This is a genomic window from Marinobacter sp. THAF197a (assembly GCF_009363275.1).
In the GTDB taxonomy this organism is placed as follows: domain Bacteria; phylum Pseudomonadota; class Gammaproteobacteria; order Pseudomonadales; family Oleiphilaceae; genus Marinobacter.
This window is the reverse complement of sequence record NZ_CP045324.1, coordinates 737,482-756,798: the sequence shown is the minus strand read 5'-3', so window position 1 is coordinate 756,798 and position 19,317 is coordinate 737,482. Positions and strand designations below refer to the sequence as shown.

Genomic DNA, 19,317 nt, shown 5'->3' with positions numbered 1-19,317 from the left:
CAATGCGAAATTCATTCAAGTTGTGACCATTATACGGGATTCCGGCATGAGATCAGTTGTCCGATTACTGCTACTTTCCACAATGATAGCGCTGGCCACCGGCTGCGCCTCCAAAAAAGACGTGGAAGTGCTGCCGGAGAAGACCTATTACGACAATGCCCGAAAGGCGATGAACTCCGGCAACTTCAATGAAGCCGAGCAGAACCTTGATGCCCTGGAAACCTACTACCCGTTCGGCCGTTATGCCGAACAGGCCCAGTTGGACCTGATCTATGCCCGCTACCAGAATCTTGACCTCGAGGGATCTCGGGCGGCAGCAGATCGGTTCATGCGTTTGAATCCGCAGAGCGAACACCTGGACTACGCGCTCTATATGCGCGGCCTTGCTTCCTATAATCTCGATATCGGTCTGGCGGCGCGATACTTCGCCATTGATGTTGCCGCCCGAAACCCTGGCGAGCAACTGCAGGCCTTCCGGGATTTCTCCCAACTGCTGAACCGCTTCCCGGACAGTGAATACGCCCCGGATGCCCGCCAGCGTATGATCGCCGTACGCAACCGGATGGCGGAACTGGAGCTGCACGCCGCCCGCTATTACATCAAGCGTGAGGCATACATCGCTGCAAACAACCGGGCCCGTTTTGTTGTGGAGAACTACCCGTCCTCACCATCCGTTGAAGAGGCCCTGATTCTGCTGGCCGATACCTTCCGGTTAATGGACCTGAAAAAAGGCGCCAGCGATGCCATTGCCACCCTGCGCACCAACTTCCCCAACAGCGAGGCGTTTGATGAGAACGGCGAATTCCAGTCTGACCGCCTGCGCCGCCAGAATCGCTCGCTCACCAATGTGGTCACCTTTGGCCTGATGGGCGACGAGTAAGCCAACCAGCGTAATAGTAAAAAGGGCCGGCAGTCTTCACTGCCGGCCCTTTTTGTTTCAAGCCAGGAACTCAGAAACCGATCTTCCAGCCATTGGTAATCGGGTAACGGCGATCCTTCCCGAAGCCACGCTCAGTAATGCGCACGCCGATAGGCGCCTGGCGCCGCTTATACTCGTTAATGTCCACCAGGCGCACCACCCGCTCAACATCCGCCCGCGCAAACCCCTCTGCGACAATCGCCTCGGCACTGTAATCCCGCTCTACGTAAAAATGCAGAATCTGGTCAAGGATGTCGTAGCCGGGCAGGCTGTCTTCGTCTTTCTGGTCTGGCGCCAGCTCGGCCGACGGCGGGCGGGTAATGACCCTCTCAGGAATCACCGGTGACACGCCGTTGCGGTACCAGGCCAGGCGGAACACCAGGGTTTTCGGTACGTCTTTGAGCACATCGAAGCCGCCGGCCATATCGCCATAGAGCGTGGAGTAGCCCACCGCCATCTCGCTTTTGTTACCGGTGGTCAGCACCAGAGAGCCAAACTTGTTGGACAAGGACATCAGCAACACACCGCGCAGGCGAGCCTGGAGGTTTTCTTCCGTGGTGTCCGGGCGCGTGCCCTCAAAGGGTTTTGCCAGGGTCGCCATAAAGGTGTCGTACATGGGCTCAATGGAGAACACATCGTACTGAACGCCCATAGCCCTCGCCTGGGCTTCCGCGTCTTCCAGGCTGGCGCTTGAGGTATAACGGAATGGCATCATCACCGCCCGCACCCGCTCCTTGCCCAGGGCATCCGCCGCCACTGCCAGAGTCACCGCGGAATCAATGCCGCCGGACAAGCCAAGCACCACAGACTTGAAGCCGTTTTTATTAACATAGTCCCGAACACCGGTGACTAGCGCATTATAAACATTCGCTTCCAGTGACGGCTCCGGCGGCAATGGCTGAGACACCGGCTGGCAGTGGTGTTCACCGAGAAAATCCACCGGGAACAGGCCGTTGGTGAACTGGGGAATTTCGACTTTCAAAGTACCTGAGTGGTCATAAACCATCGAACCTCCATCAAACACCAGTTCGTCCTGCCCACCCACCAGGTTGACATAGACGATACTGACGCGATTTTCCGAGGCTTTTCGCTCCAGCAACGCCTTGCGGCGGGCCTGCTTGTCGATGTCGTAGGGAGACGCGTTCAGGTTCAGGACCAACTGGGCACCAGCGGCTGCCGCATCCTCCAGGGGGCCATCTTTCCAAAGGTCTTCACACACCGTGATACCTACCGGAACCCCTTTGATGTCGACGACCAGGGTCTGGGAGCCTTCGGCAAAGTAGCGTTTTTCATCAAATACCTGGTAGTTGGGTGGGCAGCGTTTGAAATACCGGCCCCGGATTTCCCCCGCTTCGATGACCACTGCCGCGTTGTAGAGCAGGCCCGCCGCGCGGAAAGGCGCACCAATGATCATGGCGGGGGCCAGATTCGCCTGCTTCAAACGCTCAAGCGCTTCTTGGACTCTCAAATCCAGGCTCGGCCGAAGCAACAGGTCTTCCGGTGGGTACCCTGTCAGGCAAAGCTCCGGGAACAACACGATATCAGCCTGATGCTGCTCCTCTGCCTCACGGGTAGCCTGAATGATCAAGTCGGTATTGCCAGGAATATCCCCCACCAGAAAATCCAGCTGGGCCATCACCACCCGTAGCTTACGGGGCGCAGCAGTGTCTTCGGTGGTTGTACCGGTTACCGTCATGATCAGGGCTCCTGTAACTTATTGCCGTTAAAAGGCTATTATAACCCTCCATAGACAAGGATTTCTCCTGACCAAAGGCAGATAACCATACCCATGGTAACCGACGCATCTTCAGCCACAGCCGCGCGCTCTCCTTTCGGGCCACGAGCACACCATCAGCAGGTAAGGCTGTTCCGCATCTACAATCATTACCGGCTGGTGATCAGCCTGATGCTGGTCGGCCTGCTGTTTGTGGACCCATTCACCACCGATTCCAAATTTCGCTGGCTGGATTATTACCAGGCGGGCGCGGTGTCTTATCTCGCCATCAACGCCTTTGTTGGCCTGATGCTGCTGGCCAGACTGCAGCCCCGGCAACGGCACATCACGCTGTCTATCCTGATCGATATCTTGATAATGCATGGGCTATTACTCGCCAGCACCGGCATCACCAACGGCCTCGCCAATCTGGTCATTGTCTCCGTTGCGGCCGGGAACATCCTCAACCCCAGTCGCATGGGCACCTTCTATGCCGCCCTCGCGGCCATCTGCTCCCTGGGCATCTCCGGCTGGGCGGTGCTGGTGATCAACGAATCTGCAGACGACATTGTTCGTGCCGGTTCACTGGGCATCCTCTACTTTGCCGCTGCCTTTGTTCTGCAAGGCATCTCAAAGCGCATGATGCGCAGCGAGGCTCTTGCCACCAGCAGAGCCCGAAGCATTGCAGAGTTGGAGCAGATCAACCAGCAGATCATCCAGCGCATGCGAACGGGCATTCTGGTACTGGACCGTTTTGGTCAGGTCCGACTGGCTAACGCAGCGGCGGAGGAGCTGCTTTTCGGTTCGGTCAACAGCCAGGGTAGCGCAGAGCACCAAAACCGATTACTGCCCAAACCGTTGCGCAAAGGTCTGGAGGCCTGGCTAAAAAACCCCAACATGCGCATCGAACCGTTTCAGGCGTCGCCCACCTCCCCCCTGCTACAGGCCAACTTTACCCAACTGGATCAGGAGCGGGGCGACCAGATTCTGGTGTTCATCGAGGACATGAGCAAAGTCACCCAGCAAGCCCAGCAAATGAAGCTGGCGTCGCTAGGGCGCCTGACGGCAGGCATCGCCCATGAGATCCGCAACCCCCTCGGGGCCATCAGCCACGCAGCACAGCTGATGGAAGAGTCGCCCAACCTGGACAAAGGCGACAAACAGATGCTGGATATCATTCGCCGACACTCGAAGCGGGTGAACGGCATTATTGAGAACGTGCTCGACCTGTCCCGGCGCAGGGCGGCCAACTCAGAGCAAGTGGACGTGAGGGACTGGCTGACCGAATTCACTCAGGACTTCCAGCAGACCCGAGACGACGGCTCCAAAGCCATCATTGAATTACTGGCAGACGATGCCGTACCGCCTGCCCGCTTTGACAAGAGCCAGATTGAACAGGTCATGGTGAATCTGTGTGACAATGGTTTGCGCTACAGCAAACAGCAGACCGGCCAAAACAGGATACAATTAGTGGTTGGCGCCACCGCCGATGGCGAACGGGCTTACGTGGATGTCCGGGATTTCGGCCCCGGCATTGCACGGGAACACCGACACTCGGTATTTGAGCCCTTTTTCACCACCGACAAGAGCGGCACCGGCCTTGGCCTGTACCTGGCCCGGGAACTTTGCGAGGCCAACCAGGCGCATTTGTCGCTGGTGGAAGATGAACAGCCAGGCTGCCGCTTTCGCATTACCTTTGCGCATCCCGGGCGGATGATTTAGGCCGGGCGCGGGGCATCGGGCGTTTGAAATTCAACAGGGAACCGAACACAAATAATGACACACCAAACAGCGCTGATTGTTGACGACGAACCGGATATCCGGGACTTGCTGGAGATCACCCTCACCCGAATGGGGATTACCACCTACACCGCACCGGACCTGACTACAGCCCGGGCCCTGCTTGAACAGCATAAACCCCAGTTGTGCCTGACCGACATGAACCTGCCGGACGGCAACGGTATAGACCTCGTGCATTGGATTCAGCAGCACACGCCCTGCACGCCGGTAGCCGTCATCACTGCCTACGGCAGCATGGACACCGCCATCGAATCCCTCAAGGCCGGCGCCTTCGATTTTGTCTCCAAGCCCGTGGAACTGCCCCGCCTGCGGGAACTGGTGAACAGCGCCCTGAAGCTGAGCGAACCCAAGAACCAGGATAGCGCCGAAGCTGACGAGCCCGGACTTCTGCTCGGTGAATCCCCACAAATCCGCAAGCTGCGGAACCAGACCCGTAAGCTGGCCCGCAGCCAGGCGCCGGTGTTTATCAGCGGCGAATCCGGCAGTGGAAAAGAGCTGGTCGCCCGCATGATCCACATGCAGGGGCCAAGGGCTGATGGCCCCTTTATTGCCGTTAACTGCGGCGCCATCCCTTCGGAACTGATGGAAAGCGAGTTCTTTGGCCATAAGAAAGGCAGCTTTACCGGTGCGGTCGAAAACAAGGAGGGCCTGTTCCGCAGCGCCAACGGCGGCACCCTGTTCCTGGACGAAGTCGCCGACCTGCCCCTGGCCATGCAGGTAAAGCTGCTGCGCGCCATTCAGGAAAAGGCCGTGCGCCCGGTGGGCGATACCAAGGAAGTGCCAGTAGATATCCGCGTACTCAGCGCCACCCACAAAAACCTGCCTGAACTGGTGCAGGAAGGCAGCTTCCGTCAGGACCTGTTCTACCGCATTAACGTGATTGAACTGGCGGTACCGCCTCTGCGCGAGCGGGCGGAAGACATTTCCCTGCTGGCCGACCATATTCTGCAGCGCATCGCCCGAGAGTACGAATGCGACCCCGCCAAACTAACGCCAGGAGCTATCGAACGCCTGCAGGGATACGATTTCCCAGGCAACGTGCGGGAGCTGGAGAACATTCTGGAGCGGGCGTTTACGCTGTGTGATGAAGATTTTATTGATGCGGGTGATTTGCATCTGGGTGGCGGTGCTATTCCCGGAACCCCGGTATCGGAGCGCAGCTCTGACACTGGCACATCAGAGGCTCCTGCTCCTGTGCCCGAGGGGGAAATAGACCTGGAAGGCTTCCTGGAGAACATCGAGCGGCAGGCGATTGAGAAGGCGCTAGAGGCAACCCGGTGGAACAAGACGGCGGCGGCCAAGAGGCTGGGGATCAGTTTTCGGGCGTTGAGGTATCGGTTGAAGAAGTTGGGGATGGAGTAATTGCAACTAGGCCAAACTGGTTCACAGATTTGGTCAGCATCCAACGATAGCATCTGCTAGGCAAATGACCGGAAGGATCTGGTCTCTCACACAAACGCAAGGACGCACCATGAATACTCGCTACGCAGGGTTTACCCTGCTCGAACTACTTGTCAGCCTTATCGTACTCACAACGCTTATCACAATGGCTTATCCGAGCTTTTCTGGCCTGATACAGAGAAGCAAACACCAATCCGAAGTCCGTGAACTCTATCAAGCCCTTCAGTTTGCAAGATATACCGCGATCTCTCACAACGTCTTGGTGACGATTTGTCCGGTACAAGAAAACAAATGCACCAACAATTGGAATGAGCCACTTGGAATATTTCTGGATCCATTAAACCAGAAAGAGATCACAAACGAAGAATTCCTTAAGAAGGTGCTCCCAGCACCAAAACACAATCAGTTGCTAGCTTTCCCGGCCACCAAAAACTTCTTTCAGTTTCGGGGCACCGGAGAGACCAAGGGCACCCCTGGCCGAATTGAAGTTACCCTTAATGCCCTGGAGGACATAGAGCGCTCCAGAAGCAAAATTATCGTCAGCTGGAGCGGGAGGCCTCGTATTGTTCATGAATAGCCAATCAACAATGAACAATAAAGAATGAACGCTTACAACGACTCGATCATCTGCCATTGAACGATCTGTTTTTGCTGGTTGCGACCAACTTCAGTTTCAATCACCAGATTTCGACCCGGAGTTATATCAGACAGCGTATAACGCTTATCTTTGCTCTTAACTGCTGAGGGAGAAAAGTGAAAGTACTCACCTGAAGCAACAACGACTCTGGTAACAGCGATGGAGTCCGCGTTTTCCACCACCACAACCCGCTCATTAGCTAAAGCAAGGGGGGAAAACAGCATTAGAACCAGTATGCATATTTTTTTCATGAACAGTACTCCTGAACCATTTATACGCTTACCAACAACCTGTTTCATCTGCCTCGCGCTGCCCGGTATGACTCAAGGCCAGCGTTCCGCACGCATCAGCAGTCTGGGCGCCTTGAGGTGTTGCGGTGATTCGGAACGTTGTTGTCGACGAGTTATCGCCATCCAGAGCAAATGAATACCTATCATCCATATTGCTTTCTGTTGTGCAGCCCCGCACAGGTAACGCTGCCGGATACCTCATGGAGGCTGTAAACTGCCGCTCCATCGCCTGCGCCAGCTCAATCACGCAACCCGCAGCCGTTGTTCGGTATGAATTGAGCACATATCGCTGATAAGAAGGGTAAGCGATGGCAGCAATAATCCCGATAATCGCCACTACAATCATCAACTCGATCAGGGTGAATCCCTGATGGTGACGCCGTTTTAAAACCATAACCTAATACCTCGAAAATGATAAAAGAGCGGCCCTGATAGCTGGCCGCTCCTTGCCCTGACTTGATTACCGCAACTGGCGCCAGAATTGACGGCCAGCGCCATCCCGCGATTCATCAGGGAGTTCCCAGACGTCACCGGTTGAGCCAACCACGAACTTGTATTCGCGATCACTCAACTGATGATCTTCAACCACTGCAGGAATCGTTGGGATACCAACTGGTGAACGAATACCGCTGGCTGGAACCAGACCCAGACCAGGCACATTAACAAAGCTCTCTTCACCGAAGCCGTCGCCACTGAGGTCCCACGGTGACTGGCTCAAGCGAGCACCGTTGAAAGCATCTATTTCCATAATCCAACCAGTACCATCACCCGGTTCACATGGATCGGGGTTCGGCTCAGGTATCAAGGTTGCAAATACGGCTCTGCTGCCTCGGATAATCGGGTTCTGCACCAGTCGTTCGCCATTGTTCTGGCCATCATAGATAAGATCAAGTCTCCAACCTTTTCTATTACTACCAACAACCAGGTCAGTGGAGACCCGAACATCAAAACCGTGCTCCGTACCCTCATAGATAATTGATTGTTCGAGCAAGTCCGACCGAGCAACCGTGTCGTCTTCATCGCGAATACCGTAGAGAGACTGAGTGGGGACATTGGCTACCGCATTATCACCAACTTCAAAATACTTACCTGTGCCAAAGACCAGATGAATAATTCCAGAAGAGTCCCTTGCCGCATTTGGGCGCACGGTGATTGGCTGCTTCTGCCCCTCGGGCGACACAGCCTTGAACAGCGGACCATCATTGCCACCAGACCTGAGGCTATTGATCACTCCCCACTGCCCAGGGCCTCGCGGGTCAAGGTCATAACGCCAGAGATTGCCCTCCAAGTCACCAGCGTAGATCCGGTCAATCCTCCGGTCTCCGGTCACATCAAGCGGCAATGGTTCAAACATCGCGTTACCGGAAGGGTTGGAGCCTGTTGGGGTCCAAGTTGTGATTTCCTCACCGGTCAATGTATTCAGAATAATCAAAGAGGCCCGATTATTAACGCTGTCATACCCGTTGGGAATAACCGTTATCCACTCGCCGCTTGCAGCTTTGCCAAGAATCGGATCTCCCAGGACATAACCAAGATTATCGTTATGAGATGCATCGAGTTCCCACAAAACTTCTTGGGAATCTATGTCGATAGCAACAACTGCCTTGCCTCCAGCCCCCAGACTAGCAACCAGGATTCGACGCCAGTCGGTACCATCATAAACATGGCCAATGCGAGGAGAACCATCAAAATAATACTCTCGATCATAATTTTGCTTGGCAAGATTGGGGAGACGAGACATTAGCGCATTGGGAACATACGAGAATACCTCTTTGCCACCATCAGCGGAGCAACCGTCAGAAGCCGCAGTTTCGCCAGATCGACAAGGCAACCGGGCATCAAACACGTGCAGCATGCCATTATTGGAAGCCACGGCTATTAAAGGAGCTTTAGTACGATTAGCGTCTAGAAACGCATTATACTTGGTTCCGCCCTCAGTCTCTGGGAATAACTGATAGTTGAAATTCTGGTTTCTAATATACAACGGGCTGGAATTAACGATGTCGCCCAACACCCGTGTCCGCCGACGAAGATCGCCAGGCTCAGCCCCCTCGTTGGATTGATCCCCACGCAACCACCCAACGAGATCATCTACATCAACCCCACCAGCAGAAAGTACGGAGATCTGAGCGGCACTGAGTCCACTTCCAGAGGTTGTAAAGGGTTTAGTATCGCCCTTAGCCCAATCAACAGATCCAGTTGCGGAGCTATCCGGAACCCATGTAAGAATGTTTCGACTTCCTGGAGCAGGCAATTTATCCTCGGCATTCCAGGCCGGAGATTCATCCAACAAAGAATCTTCATCCGATTCTCTTCGGTTAACCCTGAACGCCTTTAGCTCACCGGTCCAGTCACGAGAGTCGAAGCCCGCAACAAAAATAGCTGTGTCTGTCTGGAGACTGGTTGAGCTTGCTGCTGCTGAAGCAGCGCTTCCCCTCGCTTCCTGCACGATCTGCGAGAATATTTCGTCCATTATATTTTTTAGCTCTGCCTCTGAAGAAGCATCATAAGCACTTCCAGTACCGCCTTTTTCAGCCAAAAGGTCTAACGGGTTACCAGTAGGGAAGTCAGTTTGACCTGCAAACAAACCGCCTACGCCAGGCGGCATAGCAAACCCAATCACATAGAGAGGAATATCTGTATCGCCATGGAATGTTGCAACCGCGTCTGCAGCCTGTCTCACAGCCAGCACCGGATTCTGCCCTAAAGGTGTCCCATCAGAACTGACCGACGGCAAACCATCAGTTATCCAGATAGCCGCATTAGCATCGCAACTCTGTGGTATCGGGGCCCTATTCGCTCTTCCTTGAGCATTGTTAAAGTACGTACGTTCACCCATGAAGTAGTCTCGGGCGGTCAACATTGTACCCTCGAGTGGCGTTAATCCTGCTGCGACAAGTGGCCAGGATGAATCCGTCATGGGGTTACCGGATCCATTCCAATCCACTCTCTGCGGTTGCAGCTTGGTGCGCAAACGATCCCAATGGTTTGAGTCCAGAGTGCCGTCAGCGTTTCGCCCGCCGATTGGAACATGCAAATAGCCAAGACCTGGCGCTGAAGTGCTTCTCCACTCCACCTGATTAAGTGGAAGGAAAAGCACACTTCTCCCCCAAGAGCTAATGCCCCGCTGTCTCAGGATATCTGTCATATAGATATCCACCGTGCCAAGGTTCGTCAACCCACCAGAACCGGTCATTTGTGACCATGTGTGCCGGAACCATTCGGGCGGAACATTGGCGGTATCTCGAGTATTGGTCTCTTCGGTAAACAAAACCCTGTCACTAGTTGGTAATCCAAACGTGCCGTCAGAGGTATTCCAATCGTACCCAACTACGCTAGTATTGAAGAAAACCCATCGATTTCCTCCACGGGGACTAGGTATTCGGTTAGTTTTTATATCCGAGTTCCATGCCTGCTCGGTTGCAGGCTGATACCAGCTAGGATTGGCGTTGTTGGAATAGCGAACATCCAACAAACGCTCGACCAATCTCCAACGGACCGTTCCTCCAGAATTAAAGTCATCCCTACTTCTGCTTGCCGGGCTTTGTTGATAGGACAGCAATCCCAGATTTATCTGGTCCATATAATCGTCTATCAAAGCCAACCCAGTGCGCTTAACAATACTTGCCTTACTTTGCGTGTTTGCGGCGCCGGCTACACACACGGACGGATTTGTAATCTGTCCCGGTGTGCAGCTTGAAAAGTCTAATGCCACCCGGCCGTCAATTAGTCCCTCCTGCATACTCTCAGAGGTATCCGGAATGAGCAGAACATTCGGAGGCAACCCCTCCCCGGTCAAAAACAATGGCTTTTGAGCGATCGCAGCATAAGCAGTGGCTGAAGAAAGCGTTACCGATGCCATCAACGCGCTAGCGAACATCACGCCCAGCTTTCGGGCAACGGCAGGTAGTTTGAACTTATTCATAGTGAGCACTCCGTTGAGTTTACTCAGAGTCGAGACGCAGACTGCAAGATAACAATCGAGTTTTCCGTACCACCCTGGCCTATGACGGTAATTCGGAACAGGCTTGGCAGGGGGGGTTGGTCAGCCACCAAATTCGGGGCTTGCGGCAGCTCTTCAATAACGAACCTTGGGCTGGCGAAAAGTTCGTAATTATAATCGTCCGATGAGATATTCAGATCAAAATCGTAGACAGAGCCCGCATTACTGGTATCGTTGAAAAACGTAATCCAGCTGTCGGGGTTTCCCGGGTTTTCACGTTCCGATATTGCATTGCGGAATCCGCCGGCCCGAAGTTCCCGCTCACCTTCCGACATCGCCGCCTCGGCAGCTTGGAATGCCATATTTCGATCGACCATGTTCCCAGTCATCCGCTCCTGCAGAACGGAGTTTCTGGCCCCGGCAAGGGCAAGGATCGTCAAAATGAACAGCAGCAGCAATGAAATGATTAACGCAGAGCCTTGCTGACTTTCACGGTTCTCAAAAATATAGAAAACACTCATCATAGCACCATGTTTCTAACAGCAACGGTGGTGGTGAACACCTGATAAAGACGGTTATCAGGGGCATTGAATAGTGAATCTCGGAACAACAAACCGGTTTGCGCGGTTTCTAATACCTGGCCCTCTTCACCGTTATAGGCAAGCAAATGAATCCTTATCGTTGCTGCCTGCTCCCACTGGTTCGCAGTCATACTTTCATGATTAACGTACTGGTTAACACGACCATTTCCGTTGCTGTCGATACCATATTCCAACCGCATGTCGTACACACCCTCAACGACTTCGTCCAGATCGCCTCGGGACAAGACATAGAGACTGGGAATCCCTGCCGGATTATTTCGGATGTAGTAACTGGAGCTCGCCATCTCAAACACTTCGATCGGTCCGAAGAATGCGGAGTAAACACCACGAGCTTGGGAGACGCTCAAGTTGCCAGGGTTGTCATTCGTTGAACGCTGTAAGTTGTTAGCATTCTGCGCAGATCCTGTCTGGAAAAGATCGCAAGTATAGCCATCGGCACCGACAACCGTAATGATCGTTCCCTTGGCAATACCGTTGCTGCTGGTCAGATTGATTGGCGGAACCTGCCCACCACCTCCCGCTGATCCGTTTCCTGAAGCCTCTAGATTCAAATCAAGTCTACGGGCTCCGTTGATGGTCAAAACGTGACCTCTAACATGACCATCCAGATCATCCGGATCTATGAAGGAGAAAGGCTCGGAACCAGCCATACTGGCGGCATCGTAACCAGTTCCATTGGGATCAAGCAGATTGTTTACGGAACCTGCCGGGCAACCGTTCATACCAGCTTCTCGAGCCTGACGGCTCAATATTTCTACCGCAAATCGGCCCGTTTCCTGGACGCGTGCCAGCGCCTCCTGTGTACGATTGGTTTGCTGTGTTCCCAGAAAAATATTGATCACGCCAGCAATAAGCAGTAATCCCAGCACAACAGCAATCATTAGCTCTATGAGAGACAATCCAGACTGCTTAGGCTTGGACATATTTGACGGTGCGAAGGTTGAAATGCTCACAATGCCGTCCTCGTTACAAACGTTTCGGTATCGGTACCGCCAGAGCGACCATTGGTCCAACGCACGCGTATTGTTGCAATGCCCGACCCGCCGTCGACGTTTACGGCCCCACGACCCTCCGTTAGGGCGCATGCCAAGGCAATTTGCCAGGATTCGAGATCATCCTCTGCAACGGTTCCGCCACCCTGGGGTACGCCACAAGTGACAGCATCTCCGAATGAAGAGTTATAGTCTCCATCGAGAGCCGCCCTTTTGTTCGCGCGCAGACGGTCTGTCATATCGTAGGCAAGACTGGTTGCCTGGGAGCGCATATAGGACTGCTGATTACCCACCAAGGAGTTCGCCTGCAGCGACGCAAGCCCCAATAGGCCTATTGCCAGAATGAGCACAGTAATGAGCACTTCAATCAGTGAGAAACCTTTCTGCATCATGGGCCTTGAACCTTGGTGATAACCCGAGGCTTGAAACATTATGTTGTCGGACATTCGTCCCTCCGAGCTACGCTGATAGCGCCAGATGCCCCAACCAACACCACCCTGTCATCTGAAGAACTCGCGCCTGAAAGATGAATACATTCGATCGCATTAGCTCTATTGCCCAGGGCCGCAAATGTAACCCTGTTGAGACTGGCCGGTTTTGTTGTCATAGTAGGCCCGGCGTCCGGCGCATCCCATACTCTAAGAATGGTTCCGGTACAGGCCGCCCCCTCTCGGACCGACCAGCCGCCCTCCCATCCACCTGCTGCTGCGCAGACAGCGACTGGAGCTCCCCGCTTCACAGCTTCACTGCGGGCCAGGTTCATGGCGGCGACCATTTCGTTGGCCAGACCGGTCATTCGATTGCTCTCAGCCAAATTACGAAAACTCGGCACTGCAACCGTTGTCACAATGACAAGCACAGCTAAGGTGACGAGGAGCTCAATGAGCGTAAAACCCCGGTGTTGAATCAGCGGTGACATTGATTACTCCATTATTAACCCAATTTCATTCTAGGCAGAGGGACTGAATGGTGCAGTATTGAGATGACAAACGGTTATTGCACAGGGATAAGCGGGATGCTTTAGGAAAAAGTGTGACGCAGCTCAACTGTGATTGAGGTCAACTGACCTCAATCACATCAATCCGCAATTCCTTAGGCATGGAGAACACAATATTCTCCTCCCTGCCCGCCACTTCCTGCGGCTCTTCCCCACCAAGCTCTTTCAGCCGGCTGATAACATCTGCCACCAGCACTTCCGGGGCAGAAGCACCAGCAGTAACGCCCACAGCGCTCTTACCTTCCAGCCATGCGGGATCAATCTGGGCGGCTTCGTCGATCAAATAGGCAGGGGTGCCCATGCGTTCCGCCAGTTCCCGAAGGCGATTGGAGTTGGAGCTGTTGGGGGAGCCTACGACCAGCATCAGGTCGCAGTCGCCGGCCAGTTGTTTGACGGCGTCCTGCCGGTTCTGGGTGGCGTAGCAGATGTCGTCCTTGCGGGGGCCTTCGATTTGCGGGAATTTGGCGCGCAGGGCGTCGATCACCCGGGCGGTGTCGTCCATGGAGAGAGTGGTCTGGGTGACGTAGGCGAGGCGGCTGGGGTCTTTGACTTCCAGCTTTTGGACGTCGGCCTCGTCTTCCACCAGGTAGATGTCGCCGCCGTTGCTGTGGTCGTACTGGCCCATGGTGCCTTCTACTTCCGGGTGGCCATGGTGGCCGATGAGGATGCATTCACGGCCGTCGCGGCTGTAGCGCATGACTTCCATGTGGACTTTGGTGACCAGTGGGCAGGTGGCGTCGAAGACTTTCAGGCCACGGCGGGCGGCTTCGTTCTGTACGGCTTGGGATACGCCGTGGGCGCTGAAGATCACCAGTTTATCGTCTGGCACTTCATGCAGTTCGTCGACAAAGATGGCCCCGCGGTTGCGGAGGTTGTCGACGACGAATTTGTTGTGGACGACTTCGTGGCGCACGTAGATGGGGGCGCCGAATACGTCGAGGGCGCGGTTTACGATTTCTATGGCGCGGTCTACGCCGGCACAGAAGCCACGGGGGTTAGCGAGTCGGATTTGCATCATCTTGCCTTTGGAGTTTCCGCCTGGTGGAGTTGGTCGCCCGCGTGCTGCGGGGAGGTGCCCCGCTATATTCGGATCAGGTGTTCAAGGCTGAATTCGAGCCTTCAATGAGTCGGGCCAGCCGGCTCCACATCAATGATCTTCACTTCAAAACTCAGTGTATGCCCTGCCAGCGGGTGATTAAAGTCCACATCCACCTGATCGCCTTCTACCCGCTTGATCACACCGGGCAACTCCTGCTGACGGGCATCGGCGAAAGACACCACCACACCGGGTTCCAGCACCATGTCGGCGCTGAATTCGTGGCGTTTGAAGGTTTGTACGTTGCTGGGGTTGTGCTGGCCGAAGGCTTTTTCCGGCGGCACCTGGAAGGTTTGGTGATCGCCAGCTTTCAGGCCCATCAAATAGGCTTCGAAGTTCTCCGGCAGGTTTTCGTCGCCGATTTCCAGGGTGGCCGGTTCTTTATCAAAGGTGGAGTCCACGGTTTCGCCGTCTTCGAATTTGAGGGCGAAGTGGAGTTTTACGCGGGTCCCCTTGTCGATGGGCAGTTCTCTCATGGGAATCAGTTGCTCCGGTTGGCATCCCCGCTGTCGTCAGCGGGTTTGCGGAATGCGTCGAGTATCATCATGGCGGCACCGATGGTGATGGCGGTGTCGGCCAGGTTGAAGGCCGGGAAGTGCCAGTCCTGCCAGTAGAAATGCAGGAAGTCCACCACGTAGCCATGCACCACCCGGTCGTAGACGTTACCAAGGGCGCCACCAAGGATGAGTACGATGGCGATGGCCATCCAGGTTTCGTGGCTCTGGAGTTTTCTGAGCCAGCCCACCAACACTACGCTGACCACGATGGCCAGGGTTACGAAGAACCAGCGCTGCCAGCCAGCGGCATCCGCCAGAAAGCTGAAAGCAGCGCCCGTGTTGTGCAGCAGGGTCAGGTTGAAGCTGGGCATCACCGGTACCGGGTTACCGTAGGTGAGCATGGCGGTGGCGAGAGCCTTGGTACCCAGGTCCAGGGCAATCACCAGCACCGCCAGCCACAGCCATTTCAATTTACTACCCACACGGGTTTGAGTCATCACAGCGTCCATCAGGCGTAGGCGCGGGCTTCACCCGGGCCTTCCACGTTGGTGACGCAGCGGCCGCACAGGTCGCTGTGCTGCGCATTGGCACCCACATCTTCGCGGTGGTGCCAGCAGCGTTCGCATTTGGCGTGGGCGGCCGGAGTGACTTTCACCAACAAGCCTTCGAGGTTGGTTTGCTCTGCACCCGCTGCGTCGCTCACCGGTTTCACGGTAGCTTCAGAGGTAATCAGCACAAAGCGCAGCTCTTCACCCAGGTGGTTCAGGCGCTCAGCCAGGCTACCTTCACAGTACAAAGTAACTTCCGCACTCAGGGAGCCTTTGATTTCGCCACGGGCACGGGCTTCTTCCAGGCACTTGTTGACGGCTTCTTTTACCGCGTAGATCTCGCGCCAGTAGTCCCGGCCCAGATCAAAGTCTTCCGGCAGAGCGGTCAGGCCTTCGTACCATGTTTCATAAAACACGGTGTCACCGCGCTTGCCTGGCAGGTGCTGCCAGATCTCATCGGCGGTGAAGCTCAGGATCGGGGCAATCCAGCGCACCAGGGCTTCGGCTACATGATAGAGCGCCGTCTGGCAGGAACGCCGCGCCAGACTGTCAGCCTGGGTGGTGTACTGACGGTCTTTGATGATGTCCAGGTAGAAACCGCCCAGGGTGGATTCACAGAAGTTGTATACCTTCTGGTAAATCCGCAGGAAGGCGTAGTTGCCGTAGTCTTCGTGCAGCTCCTTCTGCAGCTGCAGGGCACGGTCCACCATCCAGCGGTCCAGGGCGATCATGTCTTCCGGCGCCACCGTGTGCTGCTCCGGATCAAACCCGGTCAGGTTGCTCAGCAGGAAGCGGGCGGTGTTACGGATACGGCGGTAGCCGTCTGCCGTCTGGCGCAGGATGTCCTTGGAGACGCTCATCTCGCCGCTGTAGTCGGTGGCGGAAACCCACAAGCGCAGAATGTCCGCACCCAGCTCATTCATCACTTCCTGTGGTGCGATGACGTTACCCATGGACTTGGACATCTTGTAGCCCTTGGCGTCCACGGTGAAGCCGTGGGTCAGCACCTGCTTGTACGGGGCCACGCCATTCATGGCGATGGAGGTTTTCAGGGACGACTGGAACCAGCCTCGGTGCTGGTCGGAGCCTTCCAGGTACAGATCGGCCGGGAACTGGCCCAGTTCCTCCCGCACTCTCAGAACAGAGTCGTGGGTGACACCGGAATCAAACCAGACATCCAGGGTATCCATTACTTTTTCGTACTGGTCGGCGTCTGCGCCCAGCAGTTCCTTCTGGTCAATGTCGTACCAGGCATCGATGCCGCCGGCTTCCACCGCTTGGGCTACCTTCTCGATCAGTTCCTGGGTGTTCGGATGCAGTTCCTGGGTCTCCTTGTGGATAAACAAGGTGATCGGTACACCCCAGGTGCGCTGACGGGAGATACACCAGTCCGGGCTCTGCTCGAACATGGCCTCGATACGATTCTGGCCCCACGATGGCACCCAGCGGATGCCCTTGATGGCTTCCAGAGCATCGGCGCGCAGGTTGAGCTTGTCCATGCTGATGAACCATTGGGGCGTGGCCCGATAGATCAGCGGGGTTTTGGTCCGCCAGCAGTGCGGGTAGCTGTGGCGGAATTTCTCCGAGCGCACCAGCTTACCTTCACGCTCAAGGGCGCTGCATACCGGCTCGTCGGCCTTGTATACGTGCACGCCGGCAAACTCGCCAGCCGCTTCGGTGTAGGTACCGTCAGCTTTCACCAGGTTGATGGTGCCAATGCCGTAGGCCCTGCCTACTTCAAAGTCTTCCATACCGTGGTCTGGTGCGGTGTGGACTGCGCCGGTACCGGCATCCAGGGAGACATGGTCGCCCAGCAGCACCGGAACCTGTTTGTCATACACCGGATGGTGCAATAGCTGGTTTTCCAGCGCTGAACCGACCACATTGGCCAGCACCTGATAATCTTCCACCCCCCAGCGAGCCATGATGCCCTGCACCATATCGGTGGCCAGAATCAGGCGCTCCGGGCCGTTGCCGGCATCCAGTTGCACCAAGGCGTATTCCAGATCGGCGCCGATGGACACCGCCTGGTTGGCCGGGATGGTCCAGGGGGTGGTGGTCCAGATCACAACCGACACATCGCCCTGGCCGCCGTCGGTGCCGAAGGCGCTTAGGACAGCCTCTTGATCCACGGCAGTGAAACGCACGTCGATCTGGGTAGAGGTTTTGTCCTGGTATTCAACTTCCGCTTCTGCCAGTGCGGACTGACCAACCACACTCCAGTAAACCGGCTTGAATCCACGTACCAGGTGGCCCTTGGCCACGATCTTGCCCAGCGCCCGCACAATGCCCGCTTCAACTTTCGGGTCCATGGTCAGGTAGGGTTTGTCCCACTCGCCCATCACACCCAGGCGAATAAAATCGGCTTTCTGGCCTTCAACCTGCTTGATAGCGTAATCGCGACAGGCCTGGCGGAAGGTTTTGTAATCCACCTTAACGCCGGCTTTGCCGATTTCCTGCTCCACCTTGTGTTCAATGGGCAGGCCGTGGCAATCCCAGCCGGGCACGTAGGGTGCGTCATAGCCCATGAAACTGCGGGATTTCACGATCATGTCTTTCAGAATCTTGTTGACCGCATGCCCGATGTGAATGCTGCCGTTGGCGTAAGGAGGGCCATCGTGCAGGATGAACTTTTCCCGGCCTTCACGCTGCTTGCGCAGGTTGCCGTAGACGTTCAGGTCCTGCCACCGCTTGAGCATCTCCGGCTCGCGATTGGCCAGGTTACCGCGCATGGGAAACGCGGTTTCCGGCAGATTCAGGGTATGCTTGTAGTCGCTCATGTTTGTGTGCGTACTCTTTAGTTGGTCAGTTGAATCAGGTTTCCGGCGTGGCGGGGTTATTCGCCAGCCAGGCCCGGGCATGCTCAAAATCCCGGGCGATCTGTTGCCTCAGTTCGTCAACAGAGTCGAATTTCACTTCGTCCCGCAGGCCATGGCGGAACACCACTTCCAAATGCTGGCCATAAAGTGTGCCAGCAAAGTCGAACAGGTGCACTTCCAGTGATGGCCGCTTGCCGTCTACCGTGGGCCGCAGGCCGATATTGGCCACGCCATCGCCCCATTCACCGGTTTCAAGCCGGGCCCGCACCACGTACACACCACGCAGCGCCGGCATCTTATGCAGCAGGATGTTAGCTGTGGGGGCACCGATCTGCCGGCCCAACTGGCGCCCGTACACAATCCGCCCATGGATGCGGTAAGGGTGCCCGAGCAGCCGTTCCGCTTCCTCAAGGCCGTTCACATTCAGGGCATTGCGCACGCGGGTACTGCTTACCCGCTCGCCGTCTACCGTCACAGTGCGGGTATTTTCGACGGTAAAATCATGCTCCTGGCCCACCTGCTCCAGCAATCTGAAGTCCCCGGCCCGGTCGCAGCCAAAACGGAAGTCATCACCCACCACAAGATGGCGCACCGCCAGGCCCTGGATCAGCACATCTTCCACAAAGCCCATCGCAGAATAGCTGCGGAATCGCTCGTCGAAACGGATGCACAGCACCACATCCACGCCCTCGGCCAACAACGCCTCAAATTTCTGGCGGAACGGCATGAGTCGTGGTGGCGCGTCAGCACCCTGGAAAAACTCCCGGGGCTGAGGCTCAAAAATCATCACCACCGCGGGCACATCCAGCTCAGCGGCTTTCTGCTTCACCTGATCAATAATGGTTTTGTGGCCCAGGTGCACGCCGTCGAAATTACCGATGGTCACCACACAGCCATCGGCGAGCGGCGAATCCGCTTGCCCGGACAGGCGCTTAAGATTGGTCAGGCCTCGAATCAGACGCATGTACTGCGAACCTTAACTTGCCAGCTGGCTTTGTGGCGCACCTGCCCGAGAAGCGAGATGCGCTGGTGAGAAAACGCGCGATTATACCTCATGCTGGG

Annotated in this window: 17 protein-coding genes; 4 read left to right on the top strand and 13 right to left on the bottom strand. The window is 55.7% G+C overall.

All coding sequences use genetic code 11. The features are described from left to right. The first annotated feature begins 46 nt into the window (after positions 1-46). Positions 47-880 carry an outer membrane protein assembly factor BamD gene (locus FIV08_RS03465; RefSeq protein ID WP_152437349.1) on the top strand — a complete coding sequence of 278 codons (834 nt, stop codon included), beginning with the start codon at positions 47-49 and terminating at the stop codon, positions 878-880. Positions 881-950: 70 nt separating this feature from the next. Here FIV08_RS03465 and FIV08_RS03460 read toward each other — a convergent pair whose 3' ends face one another. Next, on the bottom strand, positions 951-2,615 hold the full coding sequence (locus FIV08_RS03460) for an NAD+ synthase (RefSeq protein ID WP_152437348.1): 1,665 nt from the start codon (positions 2,613-2,615) through the stop codon (positions 951-953). A 93-nt stretch (positions 2,616-2,708) separates the two neighbouring features. Here FIV08_RS03460 and FIV08_RS03455 point away from each other — a divergent pair, with 93 nt between their 5' ends. From FIV08_RS03455 to FIV08_RS03445, 3 genes are all read left to right on the top strand, one after another. Continuing rightward, positions 2,709-4,355, top strand: coding sequence for a sensor histidine kinase (locus tag FIV08_RS03455; RefSeq protein ID WP_152437347.1), 1,647 nt, complete (start codon positions 2,709-2,711; stop codon positions 4,353-4,355). Positions 4,356-4,409: 54 nt separating this feature from the next. Further along, the gene (locus tag FIV08_RS03450) at positions 4,410-5,795 is read left to right on the top strand and encodes a sigma-54-dependent transcriptional regulator (protein ID WP_152437346.1); all 1,386 of its coding nucleotides are present in this window, start codon (positions 4,410-4,412) and stop codon (positions 5,793-5,795) included. 109 nt (positions 5,796-5,904) lie between these two features. Then, positions 5,905-6,411 carry a GspH/FimT family pseudopilin gene (locus FIV08_RS03445; RefSeq protein ID WP_172972312.1) on the top strand — a complete coding sequence of 169 codons (507 nt, stop codon included), beginning with the start codon at positions 5,905-5,907 and terminating at the stop codon, positions 6,409-6,411. Positions 6,412-6,443: 32 nt separating this feature from the next. Here the strand turns inward: FIV08_RS03445 and FIV08_RS03440 are convergent, their stop codons facing one another. The 12 genes from FIV08_RS03440 to ribF all read right to left on the bottom strand — a co-directional run bounded on the left by FIV08_RS03440 (position 6,444) and on the right by ribF (position 19,219). Then, positions 6,444-6,722 (bottom strand): hypothetical protein, encoded by a 279-nt coding sequence (locus FIV08_RS03440; RefSeq protein ID WP_152437344.1) that lies wholly within the window; start codon positions 6,720-6,722, stop codon positions 6,444-6,446. A 28-nt stretch (positions 6,723-6,750) separates the two neighbouring features. After that, positions 6,751-7,155, bottom strand: a complete 405-nt coding sequence (locus FIV08_RS03435) for a type IV pilin protein (protein WP_152437343.1) — start codon at positions 7,153-7,155, stop codon at positions 6,751-6,753. Between the two features lie 66 nt (positions 7,156-7,221). After that, positions 7,222-10,686, bottom strand: coding sequence for a pilus assembly protein (locus tag FIV08_RS03430; RefSeq protein ID WP_216646168.1), 3,465 nt, complete (start codon positions 10,684-10,686; stop codon positions 7,222-7,224). A gap of 23 nt (positions 10,687-10,709) precedes the next feature. Beyond that, positions 10,710-11,228, bottom strand: coding sequence for a pilus assembly PilX family protein (locus FIV08_RS03425; RefSeq protein ID WP_152437342.1), 519 nt, complete (start codon positions 11,226-11,228; stop codon positions 10,710-10,712). Then, positions 11,225-12,259 carry a PilW family protein gene (locus FIV08_RS03420; RefSeq protein WP_216646167.1) on the bottom strand — a complete coding sequence of 345 codons (1,035 nt, stop codon included), beginning with the start codon at positions 12,257-12,259 and terminating at the stop codon, positions 11,225-11,227. Before FIV08_RS03420 ends, FIV08_RS03425 begins: the two co-directional genes overlap by 4 nt. After that, positions 12,256-12,744 carry a type IV pilus modification protein PilV gene (gene pilV, locus FIV08_RS03415; protein WP_216646166.1) on the bottom strand — a complete coding sequence of 163 codons (489 nt, stop codon included), beginning with the start codon at positions 12,742-12,744 and terminating at the stop codon, positions 12,256-12,258. The genes FIV08_RS03420 and pilV overlap by 4 nt, the downstream gene beginning before the upstream one ends. Beyond that, entirely contained in the window at positions 12,729-13,217 is a 489-nt protein-coding gene (locus FIV08_RS03410; RefSeq protein ID WP_152439583.1) for a GspH/FimT family pseudopilin, read from the bottom strand. The genes pilV and FIV08_RS03410 overlap by 16 nt, the downstream gene beginning before the upstream one ends. A gap of 139 nt (positions 13,218-13,356) precedes the next feature. After that, entirely contained in the window at positions 13,357-14,310 is a 954-nt protein-coding gene (gene ispH, locus FIV08_RS03405; RefSeq protein ID WP_152439582.1) for a 4-hydroxy-3-methylbut-2-enyl diphosphate reductase, read from the bottom strand. A 104-nt stretch (positions 14,311-14,414) separates the two neighbouring features. Then, positions 14,415-14,867, bottom strand: a complete 453-nt coding sequence (gene fkpB / locus FIV08_RS03400; protein WP_152437341.1) for an FKBP-type peptidyl-prolyl cis-trans isomerase — start codon at positions 14,865-14,867, stop codon at positions 14,415-14,417. Between the two features lie 5 nt (positions 14,868-14,872). Next, positions 14,873-15,397 carry a signal peptidase II gene (gene lspA / locus FIV08_RS03395; protein WP_152437340.1) on the bottom strand — a complete coding sequence of 175 codons (525 nt, stop codon included), beginning with the start codon at positions 15,395-15,397 and terminating at the stop codon, positions 14,873-14,875. Beyond that, positions 15,397-18,216: an isoleucine--tRNA ligase gene (gene ileS / locus FIV08_RS03390; RefSeq protein ID WP_152437339.1), complete on the bottom strand. Its 2,820-nt coding sequence runs from the start codon at positions 18,214-18,216 to the stop codon at positions 15,397-15,399. Before ileS ends, lspA begins: the two co-directional genes overlap by 1 nt. A gap of 34 nt (positions 18,217-18,250) precedes the next feature. Next, positions 18,251-19,219 (bottom strand): bifunctional riboflavin kinase/FAD synthetase, encoded by a 969-nt coding sequence (gene ribF / locus FIV08_RS03385; RefSeq protein WP_152437338.1) that lies wholly within the window; start codon positions 19,217-19,219, stop codon positions 18,251-18,253. Positions 19,220-19,317 lie beyond the last annotated feature (98 nt).

Bases quoted from the DNA above. Each gene is read 5' to 3' on its own strand.
- FIV08_RS03465 (WP_152437349.1), top strand. From the start codon at position 47: ATGAGATCAGTTGTCCGATTACTGCTACTTTCCACAATGATAGCGCTG.
- FIV08_RS03460 (WP_152437348.1), bottom strand. From the start codon at position 2,615: ATGACGGTAACCGGTACAACCACCGAAGACACTGCTGCGCCCCGTAAG.
- FIV08_RS03455 (WP_152437347.1), top strand. From the start codon at position 2,709: ATGGTAACCGACGCATCTTCAGCCACAGCCGCGCGCTCTCCTTTCGGG.
- FIV08_RS03450 (WP_152437346.1), top strand. From the start codon at position 4,410: ATGACACACCAAACAGCGCTGATTGTTGACGACGAACCGGATATCCGG.
- FIV08_RS03445 (WP_172972312.1), top strand. From the start codon at position 5,905: ATGAATACTCGCTACGCAGGGTTTACCCTGCTCGAACTACTTGTCAGC.
- FIV08_RS03440 (WP_152437344.1), bottom strand. From the start codon at position 6,722: ATGAAAAAAATATGCATACTGGTTCTAATGCTGTTTTCCCCCCTTGCT.
- FIV08_RS03435 (WP_152437343.1), bottom strand. From the start codon at position 7,155: ATGGTTTTAAAACGGCGTCACCATCAGGGATTCACCCTGATCGAGTTG.
- FIV08_RS03430 (WP_216646168.1), bottom strand. From the start codon at position 10,686: ATGAATAAGTTCAAACTACCTGCCGTTGCCCGAAAGCTGGGCGTGATG.
- FIV08_RS03425 (WP_152437342.1), bottom strand. From the start codon at position 11,228: ATGATGAGTGTTTTCTATATTTTTGAGAACCGTGAAAGTCAGCAAGGC.
- pilV (WP_216646166.1), bottom strand. From the start codon at position 12,744: ATGTCCGACAACATAATGTTTCAAGCCTCGGGTTATCACCAAGGTTCA.
- FIV08_RS03410 (WP_152439583.1), bottom strand. From the start codon at position 13,217: ATGTCACCGCTGATTCAACACCGGGGTTTTACGCTCATTGAGCTCCTC.
- ispH (WP_152439582.1), bottom strand. From the start codon at position 14,310: ATGCAAATCCGACTCGCTAACCCCCGTGGCTTCTGTGCCGGCGTAGAC.
- fkpB (WP_152437341.1), bottom strand. From the start codon at position 14,867: ATGAGAGAACTGCCCATCGACAAGGGGACCCGCGTAAAACTCCACTTC.
- lspA (WP_152437340.1), bottom strand. From the start codon at position 15,397: ATGGACGCTGTGATGACTCAAACCCGTGTGGGTAGTAAATTGAAATGG.
- ileS (WP_152437339.1), bottom strand. From the start codon at position 18,216: ATGAGCGACTACAAGCATACCCTGAATCTGCCGGAAACCGCGTTTCCC.
- ribF (WP_152437338.1), bottom strand. From the start codon at position 19,219: ATGCGTCTGATTCGAGGCCTGACCAATCTTAAGCGCCTGTCCGGGCAA.